Annotated in this window: 11 protein-coding genes; 8 read left to right on the top strand and 3 right to left on the bottom strand. The window is 64.5% G+C overall.

Going from position 1 to position 14,084, the window contains the following annotated elements:
- Positions 1-87: 87 nt before the first annotated feature.
- Both AC07WT_RS13200 and AC07WT_RS13195 read right to left on the bottom strand, forming a co-directional pair.
- Positions 88-1,359, bottom strand: a complete 1,272-nt coding sequence (locus AC07WT_RS13200; RefSeq protein ID WP_494947441.1) for an MFS transporter — start codon at positions 1,357-1,359, stop codon at positions 88-90.
- Positions 1,356-2,318, bottom strand: a complete 963-nt coding sequence (locus AC07WT_RS13195) for a PRC-barrel domain-containing protein (RefSeq protein ID WP_494947440.1) — start codon at positions 2,316-2,318, stop codon at positions 1,356-1,358. Before AC07WT_RS13195 ends, AC07WT_RS13200 begins: the two co-directional genes overlap by 4 nt.
- A gap of 483 nt (positions 2,319-2,801) precedes the next feature.
- Between AC07WT_RS13195 and AC07WT_RS13190 the strand changes: the two genes are divergently transcribed.
- Positions 2,802-4,184: an NCS2 family permease gene (locus AC07WT_RS13190; protein ID WP_494947439.1), complete on the top strand. Its 1,383-nt coding sequence runs from the start codon at positions 2,802-2,804 to the stop codon at positions 4,182-4,184.
- 257 nt (positions 4,185-4,441) lie between these two features.
- Here the strand turns inward: AC07WT_RS13190 and AC07WT_RS13185 are convergent, their stop codons facing one another.
- Positions 4,442-4,624 (bottom strand): hypothetical protein, encoded by a 183-nt coding sequence (locus AC07WT_RS13185; protein ID WP_492593608.1) that lies wholly within the window; start codon positions 4,622-4,624, stop codon positions 4,442-4,444.
- A 539-nt stretch (positions 4,625-5,163) separates the two neighbouring features.
- On the opposite strand from AC07WT_RS13185, the gene hutH reads away from it, so the two are divergent.
- The 7 genes from hutH to hutG all read left to right on the top strand — a co-directional run bounded on the left by hutH (position 5,164) and on the right by hutG (position 13,533).
- Positions 5,164-6,687, top strand: coding sequence for a histidine ammonia-lyase (hutH, locus tag AC07WT_RS13180; protein WP_494947438.1), 1,524 nt, complete (start codon positions 5,164-5,166; stop codon positions 6,685-6,687).
- Between the two features lie 36 nt (positions 6,688-6,723).
- The gene (gene hutC, locus AC07WT_RS13175) at positions 6,724-7,419 is read left to right on the top strand and encodes a histidine utilization transcriptional repressor HutC (protein ID WP_492593606.1); all 696 of its coding nucleotides are present in this window, start codon (positions 6,724-6,726) and stop codon (positions 7,417-7,419) included.
- A gap of 67 nt (positions 7,420-7,486) precedes the next feature.
- Positions 7,487-9,175: a urocanate hydratase gene (gene hutU / locus AC07WT_RS13170; RefSeq protein ID WP_494947437.1), complete on the top strand. Its 1,689-nt coding sequence runs from the start codon at positions 7,487-7,489 to the stop codon at positions 9,173-9,175.
- Between the two features lie 2 nt (positions 9,176-9,177).
- Positions 9,178-9,843 carry a HutD/Ves family protein gene (locus AC07WT_RS13165; protein WP_494947436.1) on the top strand — a complete coding sequence of 222 codons (666 nt, stop codon included), beginning with the start codon at positions 9,178-9,180 and terminating at the stop codon, positions 9,841-9,843.
- Between the two features lie 79 nt (positions 9,844-9,922).
- Positions 9,923-11,146: an imidazolonepropionase gene (hutI, locus tag AC07WT_RS13160; RefSeq protein ID WP_494947435.1), complete on the top strand. Its 1,224-nt coding sequence runs from the start codon at positions 9,923-9,925 to the stop codon at positions 11,144-11,146.
- 9 nt (positions 11,147-11,155) lie between these two features.
- Entirely contained in the window at positions 11,156-12,553 is a 1,398-nt protein-coding gene (locus tag AC07WT_RS13155; protein WP_494948430.1) for a formimidoylglutamate deiminase, read from the top strand.
- Positions 12,554-12,702: 149 nt separating this feature from the next.
- A complete protein-coding gene (gene hutG / locus AC07WT_RS13150; protein WP_494947434.1) occupies positions 12,703-13,533 on the top strand; it encodes an N-formylglutamate deformylase in 831 nt (276 codons plus the stop codon).
- Positions 13,534-14,084: the final 551 nt, after the last annotated feature.

Raw genomic sequence — 14,084 nt, 5'->3', positions numbered from 1 at the left:
ACCGCCGGAAAAGCTATTGATTGAGGCTTGTTTTTGCCTTTGACGGGAAACTGATTACACCCTCGCCGCCAAAGGCAAAAAACAAACCTAACCTTTTGCTGGCTTCCCTCCATCAGGCACAGCGGCCTTTTCCTTGTCGGCCTTTTCCTCGTCGGCCGCGGCATCGCGCGTCTCGGGCATCGCTGCCCAAACCAGCAGCACGGCCATCGCGCCGGCCGTCGCCAAGGCAAAAAAGCTCACAGCATTGCCAAAGTGATCGGCAATGAACCCAGCAGCCGTTGTGCTCAACGTGGCCCCAATCCCCGCAGCCAGCCCGAACAGCCCAATACAGAGGTTATACCGCCCCTTCCCGCCGGCCACATCGGCGGCAATCAACGGCAGCATCACGCCGAACACGGCGGCGCTCAAGCCGTCCAGCATCTGCACCGGCACGAGCAGATAAGGGCTGCTGATCCCGGCAAACAACAACGCCCGTATCGGCAGTGCAGAAAACCCGAGCAGCAGAATAGGCCTGCGTCCCCATCGCTCGGCGGAACGCCCGACCCACGGCGACATCATCGCCACAATCGCCTGCGGCAGGATGATGCAGGCAGCAATCACGAGCTGCACGTTGTCCCCCATGCCGGCCGTCACCTCGCCGGCGGCAAGGTTCAACATCGCCGCATTCGACAAATGGAACAGCACGATGCACGCAGCGAACAGCAGCATTCGCTTGTCGCGCAGCAGCTCGCGCAAGCTCTCACGCCGTTCGATCTGCTCCGGCGTGGGCGCGGACTTCGGCAGATCCACCGTGTCGGTGCGCTGGATCATCGTCAATGCAAAGAGAGCAGGGAGCGCGAGCGCCGCAGTCAGCCAGAAGACGGCCCGCGGAGAATAGTATTCGCCGAATACGCCCATCAGCCCGGCCGCGACCGCGCTGCCGATCGACGCCCAGCGCGCGTTGCGCCCGAGCCGGTCGCCAAGATTCGCACGTCCGACCAGCGCGAACGAGATCGCCGCGAGCGCCGGCGTCAGCATGCAACTGGCAAAGCCGTGGAATACCTCGGCGGCGATCACGGGCAGCACGGTCGGACTCGCGGCCAGCAGCACCGCGCTGAAGATGATCGCGAAAATCGCCCAGGCGGCAGCGCCTTTCTTGTTGCGTAATGCGTCGACCGCGGCGCCGCCCGGCACCTGGCTCACCATCGCACTGATGGTGCCGACCGAAAGCGCCATGCCGATCTCGCCCTGCGTCCACTTGTGCGACGCAAGGTACGACGCGATGAACGGCCCAAAACCCGTCTGCACATTGGCGACGAAAAAGTTCAGCCAATCGAGCGCGCGCAGGCTGCGCGCAGTGACCAGAGTGCGGCCTGTCATCGGGCCACCCGTGCGCTGGAAACCGCCGTGGCCGTGGCCGGCGCCGCCGCGGCAGCGGGCGCCGGGGGCGGCGCAGGTGCGGGCGCCGGCGCGGGCGACACCGCGCGGATCGGCTTGTCGCTGGCGTAAGGCGGCGTCGCGTTGATCTGCGCGTCGCTCAGATCGATCAGCGGATGCAGTTCCTTGTCTTTGGTGACGAAGCGCAGCGCCGACCAGTTCGCGGCAATCGTGCGCCGCTCCGTGCTGACCATCCCGTTGACGTCGAGCACGACGGCCTGCGGTTGCGCGTTGCCGTCGATCAGCACGTCGATCACGCGGCCGACTTTCGCGCCATTCGAACGCTCGACGGTCGCGTCGAGCAACGGCAACTGCGCGACGTTGGACTTGACCGCGGGCGCCGGCACGGCCGGTGCGGTGAGCGTGATCGGCGCGGTCTTCGCGGTCGGCGTGAAGCGGAATGCGCTCCACGGGAAATTCACCTTGCGATCGCCGACGCCAAGGAAACCCTGCAGGTTGACCACCATCTCGCGTGGCTTGCCGCCCGCGTCCGTGAGCATGTCGACCGCGCGGCCGACCACCTTGCCGTCGGCTTTCTGCACCGGGCTATCGAGCAGTCCGTGCGCTTCGTTGCGCTCGATCGTGCGCAACACGATCAGCGGCGGGGGCGGCGGAGGCGGCGGCGCGGGCGCGGCGACCGGCGGCGGAGGTTCGGCCTTGTGAGGCTTGACGACCGGCTTCTTCGGCTTTCTCGGCTGCTCGGGCCCGGCCGCTTCGGTCTCGGCCGGTTCCGGTTCGGAGGCGGCCACCGGCGCGCTCGCGGGTTCGACGGGCATGACCGTCGCTTCGACGATCGGCGCCTGCACCGGACCCCACAGCAGGCTGCAACCGGACAGCGCGAGCATGGCGAACACAGCAAGAATCAGAAGACGCCAGGCAGGACGTGCGAAACCGCCACTCATCAAGAAGGACTCCATGGACCAGTGCGGACGGGCGCTGTGGACCGCCGCAATTAAGGCGCGCGGTTAAGGCGCGCAATCAAGACCGTTACGGGCCAGAGTGTAACCCGCGACGCCGGGCCGGCCGGTTTTGCAGGCCATCCGGCAGGTCCGCTGCACGCACGCTCCGTGCCGCCGTTCGTGGCTTTGCACGTCGTTCAGCCGCTCAAAACCGCAAGAAAAACGGCGAGAAACCCAAAAAAACCCGCCTCACCGTTCGATGACAAACCGTAGGTGTAAACGCGCGGACCGCGCGTGTGATCTGCCGTCGCTTAAACGATATAAGCATCGTGACATGCCGAGCATGCCATTCATGCGATGGGAGACATATTTGTGTTGCCCTACATTTCGGGACAGCAAAAGAAGATTAGACAAACGTAACGAGACGAACCTGATGGCGGCCGGATCGACGGCCGTTTCAGTACGCTGATAAAGGAGGCACTCATCATGATGGAACCCCACGCCCAACCGATTTCCGAAGTCGGCGCCGAATCATTCGACGGAAAGGGCTTTCTCGACCGCTACTTCGAAATCTCCTCGCGCGGCAGTTCGCAGCGTCAGGAAATCGTCGCAGGCATTACGACCTTCCTCGCGATGGTCTATTCCGTGTTCGTCGTGCCGGGCATGTTCGGCAAAGCGGGCTTCGATACCAGCGCGGTGTTCGTCGCCGTGTGCCTGACCACTGCGTTCGGCTCGCTGCTGATGGGCGCGTGGGCGCGTCTGCCGATCGCAATCGGCTGCGCGATCTCGCTGACCGCGTTCACCGCGTTCGGTCTCGTGCTCGGCAAAGGCCTGCATCCGAACGTCGCGCTCGGCGCGGTGTTCCTGATGGGCGTCGTCTTCACTGCGATTTCGGTGACGGGCGTGCGTTCGTGGATCCTGCGCAATCTGCCGTCGGGCATCGCGCACGGCACGGGCATCGGTATCGGCCTGTTCCTGCTGCTGATCGCCGCGAACGACGTCGGGCTCGTCGTCAAGAATCCGGGCGCCGGTTTGCCGGTGTCGCTCGGCAATATCACGGCGTTGCCGGCGCTGATGTCGGTGGCGGGTCTGGCCGCGATCTTCGGTCTGGTGCGCCGTCGCGTGCCGGGCTCGATCCTGATCGTGATCGTCGCGATCTCGGCGATCGCCTTGCTGGTCGATCCGGCGGTGGCGTTTCATGGCGTATTCGCGCTGCCGTCGCTGAGCGCGCCGGGCCATGCTTCGCTGATCGGCGCGATGGACATCAAGGGCGCGCTGTCGATGGCGGTTTTGCCCAGCGTGCTGGCCCTGGTGATGACCGCGGTGTTCGACGCCACCGGCACGATCCGCGCCGTCGCCGGACAAGCAGGCCAGCTCGACGAAAACGGCCGCATCATCAACGGTGGCCGCGCCTTGACGGCCGACTCGCTGAGCTCGATTTTCTCGGGCCTGCTCGGCGGCGCACCGGCGGCTGCGTACATCGAATCGACGGTTGGCGTTGCAGCCGGCGCGAAGACGGGGATGGCGGCGGCGGTGGTCGGTCTGCTGTTTCTGGTGGTGATGTTCTTCTCGCCGCTCGCCGGCCTGGTGCCTTCGTATGCGACCGCGCCGGCGCTGATGTACGTGGGTCTCCTGATGCTGTCCAACGTCAGCAAGCTGCATATGGACGACATGGTCGACGCGATGTCGGGCCTCATGTGCGCGGTGTTCATCGTGCTGACGGCCAATATCGTGACGGGCATCATGCTCGGCTTCGCGACACTGGTGATCGGCCGCGTGGTGAGCGGCGAGTATCGCAAGCTGAACGTCGGCACCGTCGCGATCGCGATCGTGCTGGTCGGTTTCTATCTCGGCGGCTGGGCGATCTGAGTGTGCTGAATTTTGCTGTCGCGCGAGAGCGGGGCGGTCTCTTCCAGCTGCTCCAGCTGCTCCGGCTGCTCCGGCTGCTTTGCTCGAACGTGTAGTCGGTTGTTCTCCACCTTGACGCGGCGCGTTGCAGTGTTTGTCTGCGATGCGCCGCGTATCTTTTTTGCCCGCTCCCGGCGCGTTTCTCGCATTCACCCCGCTATCTCGGCTGGCTCACGCGCGGCTTTCGCCGGGCGCCGCCGGAAGTCGCGGTTTGATGCTTATAGCGCCATCTCGAACGCGGGCTTGAGGAAGACTTCGATCGCCATCACGGCGAGGCCCATTGCGGCCGCCGACAGTGTCAGCGTGCCGTATTCGTCGTAGCGTGCATCGTACAGGCATGCCACGACGAAAAGAATCGCCAGAAGATTGGTCAGCCAGTCGAAGTTCAGCGCCAAGTTCATCGATCAATTCCGGGCTCGCGCGCGACCCGGATGATCGAATCGCACTATTAACTGGGCGCGATTCTAACGAGCCGAGCTTACGGATTCGCAACGCCGCCGCTTACACAGCTTACGCCCCGAAGGAAGTCCCCTTGGGGGGCGCCCCGAAGGAAGTCCCACAAGGGGCCAGCCACCGCGCCTGGACCCTGTCTCGTGGCGGCGCGGGCGAAGTTCGAGCGGGTTGCGCCGGGCGCGCGAAATCTTTTTGTCCGCTTGCCGGGGGACATTTTGAACGTGTAACGTGTATAGACAAGTTGATGTTCGTGAGGGGCCGAATGCTGTGCCGGGTGCTCCCGGTGCGCGCAATCCGGGTTCAGGCGACTCCAGCTACGCAAGAGCCACGCAAGCTGTCAAGTAAGCGCCAGGCAGGCGCCGCCCAAGCGCCACGCAAGCATCCCGCCCTAATGGAAAGCCCTGGGCCGAAACCTGCAAAAACAAGTTGTATATACAAGGTGGTGCCGCTAGACTTCTCTCAAATTGTATAGACAGGACACAAAACCATGATGATTCTGAAGCCCGGCTACCTGACCCTTCCGCAACTGCGCCAGATCGCCCGCGAACACGTCGCGCTGCAACTCGATCCCGCCAGCCACGCCGCCATCGACGCCTGCGCGAAAGCCGTGGCCGATATCGCCGCCAAGGGCGAACCGGCCTACGGCATCAACACGGGCTTCGGGCGCCTCGCCAGCACGCACATCCCGCACGACCAGCTCGAACTGCTGCAGCGCAATCTGGTGCTGTCGCACGCGGTCGGCGTGGGTGAGCCGATGTCGCGTCCGGTGGTGCGTCTGTTGATCGCGCTGAAGCTGTCGAGCCTCGGCCGCGGTCATTCGGGCATCCGCCGCGAAGTGATGGAAGCGCTGATTTCGCTGTACAACGCCGACGTGCTGCCAGTGATTCCGGTCAAGGGCTCGGTCGGCGCATCGGGCGACCTCGCGCCGCTCGCGCATATGTCGGCAGCGTTGCTCGGCGTCGGCGAAGTGTTCGCGAAGGGCGAGCGCATACCGGCTACCGAAGGCCTCGCGCTGGTCGGCCTCAAGCCGCTCACGCTGCAAGCCAAGGAAGGTCTCGCGCTGCTGAACGGTACGCAAGCCTCCACCGCGCTCGCGCTCTACAACATGTTCGCGATCGAAGACCTGTACCGCACCGCGCTGGTGGCGGGCGCCTTGTCGGTGGACGCTGCGGAGGGTTCGGTCAAGCCGTTCGACGCGCGCATTCACGAACTGCGCGGCCATCAAGGTCAGATCGAAGCGGCAGCCGCTTACCGTTCGCTGCTGCAAGGCTCGGGCATCAACGTCTCGCACGCCGATTGCGACAAGGTGCAGGACCCGTACAGCCTGCGCTGCCAGCCGCAAGTGATGGGCGCGTGTCTGGACCAGATGCGCCATGCGGCCGACGTGCTGCTGCTGGAAGCGAACGCCGTGTCGGACAATCCGCTGATTTTCCCGGACACCGGCGAAGTGCTGTCGGGCGGCAACTTCCACGCTGAACCGGTGGCGTTCGCAGCGGACAATCTCGCGCTTGCCGCCGCCGAAATCGGCGCGCTGGCCGAACGCCGCATCGCGCTGCTGATCGACGCGACGTTGTCGGGCCTGCCGCCGTTCCTCGTGCGCGACGGCGGTGTGAACTCCGGCTTCATGATCGCTCACGTGACGGCTGCGGCGCTCGCGTCGGAGAACAAGACGCTCGCGCATCCGGCTTCGGTCGATTCGCTGCCGACTTCCGCGAACCAGGAAGACCACGTGTCGATGGCGACCTTCGCCGCGCGCAAGCTTGGCGACATCGCTGAGAACACCGCGAACATCCTGTCGATCGAACTGCTCGCCGCCGCGCAAGGTGTGGATCTGCGCGCGCCGCACAAGACCAGCCCGAGCCTGCAGAAGGTGATGGAAGCGGTGCGCAAGGACGTCGCGCACTACGAGCTCGATCACTACTTCGCGCCGGACATCGCGGCCGTTGCGCGTCTCGTGCAGGACGGCACCATCGCGAAGCTGAGCCCGTTCTCGTTCGTGTCCGAACAGTAAGCGAACACCCAGCACACAGTCAGGCAGAACAAGCCAATGAACGCACCGGCCTACCAGGGCATCAAGGACTTCATCCTCGCGCGCATCCATGCGGGCGAATGGGCTGAAGGCGACCAGGTGCCCTCCGAGAACGAGCTCGCGCGCGAATTCAACGTCGCGCGCATGACGGTCAACCGCGCGCTGCGCGAGCTGACCTCGGAGCAGGTCCTCACGCGTGTGCAGGGCTCGGGCACCTTCGTGGCCCGGCCCAAGTACGAATCGACGCTGGTGGCGATCCGCAGCATTTCCGACGAAATCGTCGCGCGCGGTCATCGTTATCAGGCGAAGGTGCTGCACATCGGCGCGACCATCGCGGACGAAGCGCTCGCCGAAGAAATGCAGGTGAGCGAGGGCAGCCCGGTGTTTCATTCGCGCGTGCTGCATTCCGAAAACGACGAGCCGGTGCAGCTCGAAGAGCGCTGGGTCAATCCGGCGGTCGCGCCCGAGTATGCGTTGCAGGACTTCACGAACACCACGCCGAATCAGTATCTGGTGAGAGTGGCGCCGTTGCAGCGCGTGGAGTACCGCATCGAAGCGCTCGCCGCCGACGCCGATACGCGCCAGTTGCTGACGATGGACGACACCGAGCCTTGCCTCGTACTGCATCGGCGCACGTGGTCGCAAAGCCAGGTCGCCTCGGTCGCCAATCTCTGGCATCCCGGCAGCCGTTATCGCTTCACCGGACATTTCTGATTTCGCCGCATTTTCCAGACCTTTTCCGCACATTTCCCGAACATCTTCAAGCATTCCGAGGGCCATCATGAACAACCCGAAGCACATCGACCCGCGTCTGGATCCGACCCGCACGATCCGCGCACCGCGCGGCGCGGAGAGGACCTGCAAGACCTGGATCGCGGAAGCCGCGTACCGGATGATCCAAAACAATCTGGACCCGGAAGTCGCCGAGCATCCGCATGCGCTGGTCGTGTACGGCGGCATCGGCCGTGCCGCGCGTAACTGGGATTGCTTCGACCAGATCCTCACGTCGCTGAAGGAGCTGAACGAAGACGAAACGCTGCTGATTCAATCGGGCAAGCCGGTCGGCGTGTTCCGCACGCATGCAGACGCGCCGCGCGTGCTGCTGGCAAATTCGAATCTGGTGCCGCATTGGGCGACATGGGAACACTTCCATGAACTCGATCGCAAGGGCCTGATGATGTATGGCCAGATGACCGCGGGCAGCTGGATCTACATCGGCAGCCAGGGCATCGTGCAGGGCACCTACGAGACGTTCTTCGCGGTGGCGAACCAGCATTTCAACGGCGCCCCGAAAGGCCGCTGGATCCTGACGGGCGGCCTCGGCGGGATGGGCGGCGCGCAGCCGCTCGCCGCGACGATGGCAGGCTTCTCGATGATCGCCGTCGAATGCGACGAGACGCGCATCGATTTCCGTCTGAAGACGCGTTACGTCGACAAGAAGGCGAAGACGCTCGACGAAGCGCTCGCCATGCTTGAAGAAGCGAAGCAGGCCGGCAAGCCGGTGTCGGTCGGCCTGCTGGGCAATGCAGCCGACGTGTTCGCTGAATGCGTCGCACGCGGCATCACGCCGGATTGCGTGACCGACCAGACCAGCGCGCACGATCCGATTCACGGCTATCTGCCGCAAGGCTGGAGCGTCGAAGACTGGCGCGAGCGTCAGAAGACCGCGCCGGATTCGATCGTCACGCCCGCCAGGCAGTCGATGGCGAGGCAAGTGCAGGCGATGCTGGCGCTGCAGGAACGCGGCGCGGCCACGCTCGATTACGGCAACAACATCCGCCAGATGGCGCTGGAAATGGGCGTCGAAAACGCGTTCGATTTCCCGGGCTTCGTGCCGGCGTATATCCGCCCGTTGTTCTGCGAAGGCAAGGGTCCGTTCCGCTGGGTCGCGCTGTCGGGCGATCCGGAGGACATCTACAAGACCGATGCGAAGGTCAAGGAACTAATCCCCGACGATCCTCATCTGCACAACTGGCTCGACATGGCGCGCGAACGTATCGCGTTCCAGGGTCTGCCGGCGCGGATCTGCTGGGTCGGCGTGAAGGATCGTTATCGTCTGGGCCAGGCGTTCAACGAAATGGTCAGGAACGGCGAGCTGAAGGCGCCGATCGTGATCGGCCGCGATCACCTCGATACCGGTTCGGTGGCGAGCCCGAATCGCGAAACCGAATCGATGAAGGACGGCTCGGACGCAGTGAGCGACTGGCCGCTGCTCAACGCACTGTTGAACACGGCAGGCGGCGCATCGTGGGTTTCGCTGCATCATGGCGGCGGCGTCGGCATGGGCTTCAGCCAGCACTCGGGCGTCGTGATCGTGGCTGACGGCACGGATGCGGCAAAAGAGCGTCTCGGCCGCGTGCTGTTCAACGACCCGGCGACCGGCGTGATGCGCCACGCGGATGCGGGCTATGAACTCGCGCAGGAAACGGCGCGCGAGGCAGGCTTGAATCTGCCGATGCTGGGCCGTTGATCATGACGCTTCATAGCACGCTTCACGGCACGCGTGACAGCACGACGGCGCAGCCGGCCAGCACCACGCTGATCCGCGGCGCTGGCCTCGTGGCGACGCCGTGGAAGAACGGCGGCGGCATCACGCGCGAAGTGGCGGCGTTTCCCGAAGGCGCCGGGCTCGACACGTTCGTGTGGCGCGTGAGCGTGGCCGACGTGGCTCAGGCCGGGCCGTTCTCGCGTTTCGCTGGCATCGACCGCACGCTCGTGCTGTTGTCCGGCGCAGGCATGTTGCTCGATGAATCGGATAACGCGAGGGATAACGCGAGCGTGCTGAATACGCATGCGTTGACACAACCGCTCGATATCGCGCGGTTCGCGGGCGAAGCGCACATCGACGCGCGTCTGGTCGACGGTGCGACGCGCGACTTCAACCTGATGGTGCGGCGTGGTGCGGCGGCGAGCGAGGTCGAAGTATGGCGCGGCGATACGCAGCGCGACTTGTCCGCCGACGTCGTGCTGCTGTTCTGCGCGAGCGGGCCGGTTGAAATTTCGCCCGGCGCCGGGGTTCAGCCGTTCGCGCTCGATACCGGCGACACGCTGCGCATCGACGCGCCGAACGCGCTGTCATGCACGGTCGAAGGCGCGGGCGCCTTGCTCGCCATCAGCCTGCGTTACGCGCAACGATGACGACGGTGCGCGGTCACGCTGGAATAGATAGCGCGCCGCGAACCACTACAGACACGCAACGAGCTGCAAAGAGCACGCGATGAAGCAAACCGTCTGGCATCACCTCAAACTCTGCCCCCAGGGCGATCCCCAACACACGTTGCCCGACGCCGCGATTGCTGTGCAAGACGGCAAGATCGCGTGGCTCGGCGCAGCCTCCGGACTACCCGCCGAATACGCCGCGTGGCCGCGCGAAGATCTGCACGGCGCGTGGGTGACGCCGGGTCTCGTCGATTGCCATACGCATCTGGTGTACGGCGGCCAGCGCGCCGACGAATTCGCGCAGCGTCTGGCCGGCGTCAGCTACGAAGAGATTGCGCGGCAGGGCGGCGGCATCGTTTCCACGGTGCGCGCCACGCGTGCGGCCGACGAAGATTCGCTGTTCCGTCAATCCGCCGCGCGGCTCGAACCGCTGCTCGCTGAAGGCGTGACCACTGTCGAAATCAAATCCGGCTACGGCCTCGACCTCGCGAGCGAACGCAAGATGCTGCGCGTCGCGCGCCGCCTGGGCGAACACTATCCGGTGTCGGTCTACACGACCTTTCTCGGCGCGCATGCATTGCCGCCTGAATTTGCAGGCCGCGCCGATGCGTACATCGACGAAGTCTGCGACACGATGCTGCCGGCGCTCGCCGACGAAGGCCTCGTCGATGCGGTCGACGTGTTCTGCGAGCGCATTGGTTTTTCGCTTGAACAAAGCGAGCGCGTGTTCAAAGCCGCCGGGCGCTACAAGCTGCCGGTGAAGATGCATGCGGAGCAGTTGTCGAATGGCGGCGGCACGGCCTTGGCCGCGCGTCACCATGCGCTGTCCGCGGATCACCTCGAATTCCTCGACGAAGCCGGCGTCGCCGCGATGAAAGAAGCGGGCACGGTTGCCGTGCTATTGCCCGGCGCGTACTACTTCATCCGCGAGACGCAATTGCCGCCGCTCGACTTGCTGCGGCGCTATCAAGTGCCGATCGCGATTGCCACCGACAGCAACCCCGGCACGTCGCCCGCCACCTCGCTGCTGCTGATGATGAACATGGCGGCCACGCTGTTCCGCATGACCGTGCCCGAAGTGCTGCAGGGCGTAACGTCGCTCGCGGCGCGCGCGCTCGGCAAGGCGGATACGCACGGCTCGCTGGAAGCGGGGCGCGCAGCGGACTTCGCGGTGTGGTCGGTCGAGTCGCTCGCGGAGTTGGCTTACTGGATTGGGCGTCCGTTGTGCGCGCGGGTCGTGCGCTCGGGCGAGACGGTTTATACGCGGCGTGAATTGAGCTGAGGCTTGAAGATGACGCAATCGAAGCAATCGTTATTCGCCGACCATGCGTACCTGCCGGATGGCTGGCGCCGCAACGTGCTGCTGGAGTGGGACGCAACCGGCACCTTGACGTCGGTCACGCCCGATACGGCGGCCGTGCCTGCCGGCGTGCAAAAGGCCGCCGGTCCCGTACTGCCTGGCATGCCGAACCTTCACTCGCATGCGTTCCAGCGCGCGATGGCCGGCCTCACCGAATATCGCGCTGCTTTCGGCACCGCGGCTACCGACAATTTCTGGAGCTGGCGCGATCTGATGTATCGCTTCGCGGCAAAGATCACGCCGGAAGGGCTTGCGTCCGTCGCGCAGTGGCTCTACATCGAAATGCTGAAAGCGGGCTATACGTCGGTCTGCGAGTTTCACTACGTGCATCACACGCCGGATGGCGGCCGCTATGCAAATCAGGCGGAACTCGCGCAGCGTGTGGTGGACGCCGCATCGGCGAGCGGCATCGGCATGACGATGCTGCCGGTGCTGTATCAGTACAGCGGTTTCGGCTCGCGCGCGCCGCGTGAAGATCAGCAGCGCTTCATCAATACGCCCGACAGTCTGCTCGAACTGCTCGGCACGTTGCGCGCGGCGCGCCCTGAAAGCGCCGCGTTGCGTTACGGCGTGGCGCCGCATTCGCTGCGCGCGGTATCCGAGGATTCGTTGCGCGCGCTGCTGGGCGGCATCGAGGCGAGCGCGCCGGTTCATATTCATATCGCCGAGCAAACCGCCGAAGTCGACGCCTGTCTGGAAACCGAAGGCGCGCGGCCGGTGCAATGGCTGCTCGATCGTTTCGATGTCGATAGCCGATGGTGTCTCGTGCATGCCACGCACGTCGATGCGAACGAAACGCCGGCGCTCGCAAAAAGCGGCGCGGTCGCCGGATTGTGTTTGACTACCGAAGCTAATCTCGGCGACGGCATCTTCCCGGCGCAGGAGTATCTCGAAGCGCAGGGACGTATCGGCGTCGGCTCGGACAGCCATATCGGCGTCGATTGGCGCGCCGAGTTGCGGTTGCTCGAATACGGCCAGCGCCTCATGCGCCGTCAACGCAATGTGCTGGCGTCGGCGCAAGCCTCGCATGTGGCCGACCGCCTGTTCGACGCCGCCCTTGAAGGCGGCGCGCACGCGACGGGCCGCGCGGTTGGCGCCTTGCGGGCCGGCCGGCGCGCCGACTGGCTGGTGCTCGACGCGGATCATTCGAGCATCGCCGAGCACGCCCCCCACGCCTGGTTTTCTGGCGTTGTATTCTGCGAGCACGGCGAGACGCCGATTCGCGACGTCTACGCGGGCGGCGACAAGGTCGTCGATAACCGCCGGCATCGCGACGAAGAGGGCGCCTATGCGCGCTATCGCGTGGCGCTTGCCGGCTTGCTGAAGTGAATTCCTGAGATGAATTGCTGAAGCGAGTTATAGAAGCGAGTTATAAGAGTGAACTACAGAAGTGAACTACAGAAGTGAACTACAGAAGTGAACTATAGAAATGAGTTACAGAGTGATTGAGCCTTCGATCCCATTGATTCCGGACTGACATGACTGCTTCGTCTACTCAAACTACTCCGGCTATTGCGCCGGTTGTCACGCTGCATCGAGGAAGCCTGCCGCTGCTGATTTCGATCCCGCATCTGGGCACGCAGATTCCCGCTGACATTGCCGCAACGATGACGCCCGTCGCGCAGCGCACCGACGACTGCGACTGGCATCTCGACCGTCTGTATGCGTTCGCGAAGCGCATGGGCGCGTCGATCCTGTCGCCGTCGTACGCGCGTTATGTGATCGACCTGAACCGTCCGCCCGATGGCGCGAATCTCTATCCGGGCCAGGACACCACCGGTTTGCTGCCGGTCGATACCTTCGACAAGGAACCGTTGTACCGCGAAGGCCATTTGCCGACCGAAGTCGAAGTCGCGCGCCGGCGCGATGCGTACTGGAAGCCGTATCACGAGGCGCTGCAAGGCGAACTTGCCGCGTTGAAGGCGAGGCACGGCAAGGTGCTGCTGTGGGAAGCGCATTCGATCCGCTCGCACGTGCCGCGCTTTTTCGAGGGACGTCTGCCGGACTTCAACTTTGGCACGTCCAACGGGGCGAGTGCGGCGGCGGGACTGGGCGAGGAGTTGGCCGCTGTGGTCGAGCGGCATGGCGGTTATTCGGCGGTCGCGAACGGGCGCTTCAAAGGCGGCTATATCACGCGCCAGTACGGGCAGCCGGCGCAGGGCGTGCACGCGGTGCAGCTCGAGTTGTCGCAGATTACGTATATGGAAGAACAGATGCCGTACGCGTATGACGAAGCGCTGGCCGCGAAGGTCGAGCCTTTGCTGGAAAAATTGGTGACGACCGCGTTGGAGCGGGTCGGCTCGGCCTGACGATTTACGCTGCGGCGCACAACACGCCTCACAACACGCGTATCCCTCGAGCGGCGCCAACCCCCGCGCCGCGTCAGCGTTCGTATCATCTCCGCCAGCGCATTGATTACGTTGGTCCGCGGTTTGCTAGCATCCGCCTTGATCACCTGACCGCCGTTACGCGGCAAGTTACGCGGCAAGTTACGCGGCAAGTTACGCGGCAAGTTACGCGGCAAGTTACGCGGCAAGTTACGCGGCAAGTTACGCGGCAAGTTACGCGGCAAAGGTGTAACAGCGTGTGTCCGTGATTGCATGCCGCCGGTTTCGCGCAGAACGTATAGGGCCGGATAGCGCGCCGCAACATTTGCCGGTGACCTTTTATTACAAAATCCTTAGGTCTATGGGGTAGTGGTGCACGAGGCAGTGCCGGCGGGCGAAGCACGGCGGTACGCCGGCGCGTGTTACCCCGGCACATCGACAGCCGCCAACTGGGTGCGCCGCGATTGCGCGCGATGCGGTGAAGCGGCTACCCTTTCAGGACGATGGAGCGTGCGAGCGCATCATCCGTACCT

Source organism: Paraburkholderia sp. GW821-FHT02A12 (assembly GCF_059422005.1).
Note: the sequence above shows the minus strand (reverse complement) of the source record. Positions and strands in the feature narration are given on the sequence as shown.

Coding starts and splice junctions, on each gene's coding strand:
- AC07WT_RS13200 (WP_494947441.1), bottom strand. CDS start 1,359: ATGACAGGCCGCACTCTGGTCACTGCGCGCAGCCTGCGCGCGCTCGAT.
- AC07WT_RS13195 (WP_494947440.1), bottom strand. CDS start 2,318: ATGAGTGGCGGTTTCGCACGTCCTGCCTGGCGTCTTCTGATTCTTGCT.
- AC07WT_RS13190 (WP_494947439.1), top strand. CDS start 2,802: ATGATGGAACCCCACGCCCAACCGATTTCCGAAGTCGGCGCCGAATCA.
- AC07WT_RS13185 (WP_492593608.1), bottom strand. CDS start 4,624: ATGAACTTGGCGCTGAACTTCGACTGGCTGACCAATCTTCTGGCGATT.
- hutH (WP_494947438.1), top strand. CDS start 5,164: ATGATGATTCTGAAGCCCGGCTACCTGACCCTTCCGCAACTGCGCCAG.
- hutC (WP_492593606.1), top strand. CDS start 6,724: ATGAACGCACCGGCCTACCAGGGCATCAAGGACTTCATCCTCGCGCGC.
- hutU (WP_494947437.1), top strand. CDS start 7,487: ATGAACAACCCGAAGCACATCGACCCGCGTCTGGATCCGACCCGCACG.
- AC07WT_RS13165 (WP_494947436.1), top strand. CDS start 9,178: ATGACGCTTCATAGCACGCTTCACGGCACGCGTGACAGCACGACGGCG.
- hutI (WP_494947435.1), top strand. CDS start 9,923: ATGAAGCAAACCGTCTGGCATCACCTCAAACTCTGCCCCCAGGGCGAT.
- AC07WT_RS13155 (WP_494948430.1), top strand. CDS start 11,156: ATGACGCAATCGAAGCAATCGTTATTCGCCGACCATGCGTACCTGCCG.
- hutG (WP_494947434.1), top strand. CDS start 12,703: ATGACTGCTTCGTCTACTCAAACTACTCCGGCTATTGCGCCGGTTGTC.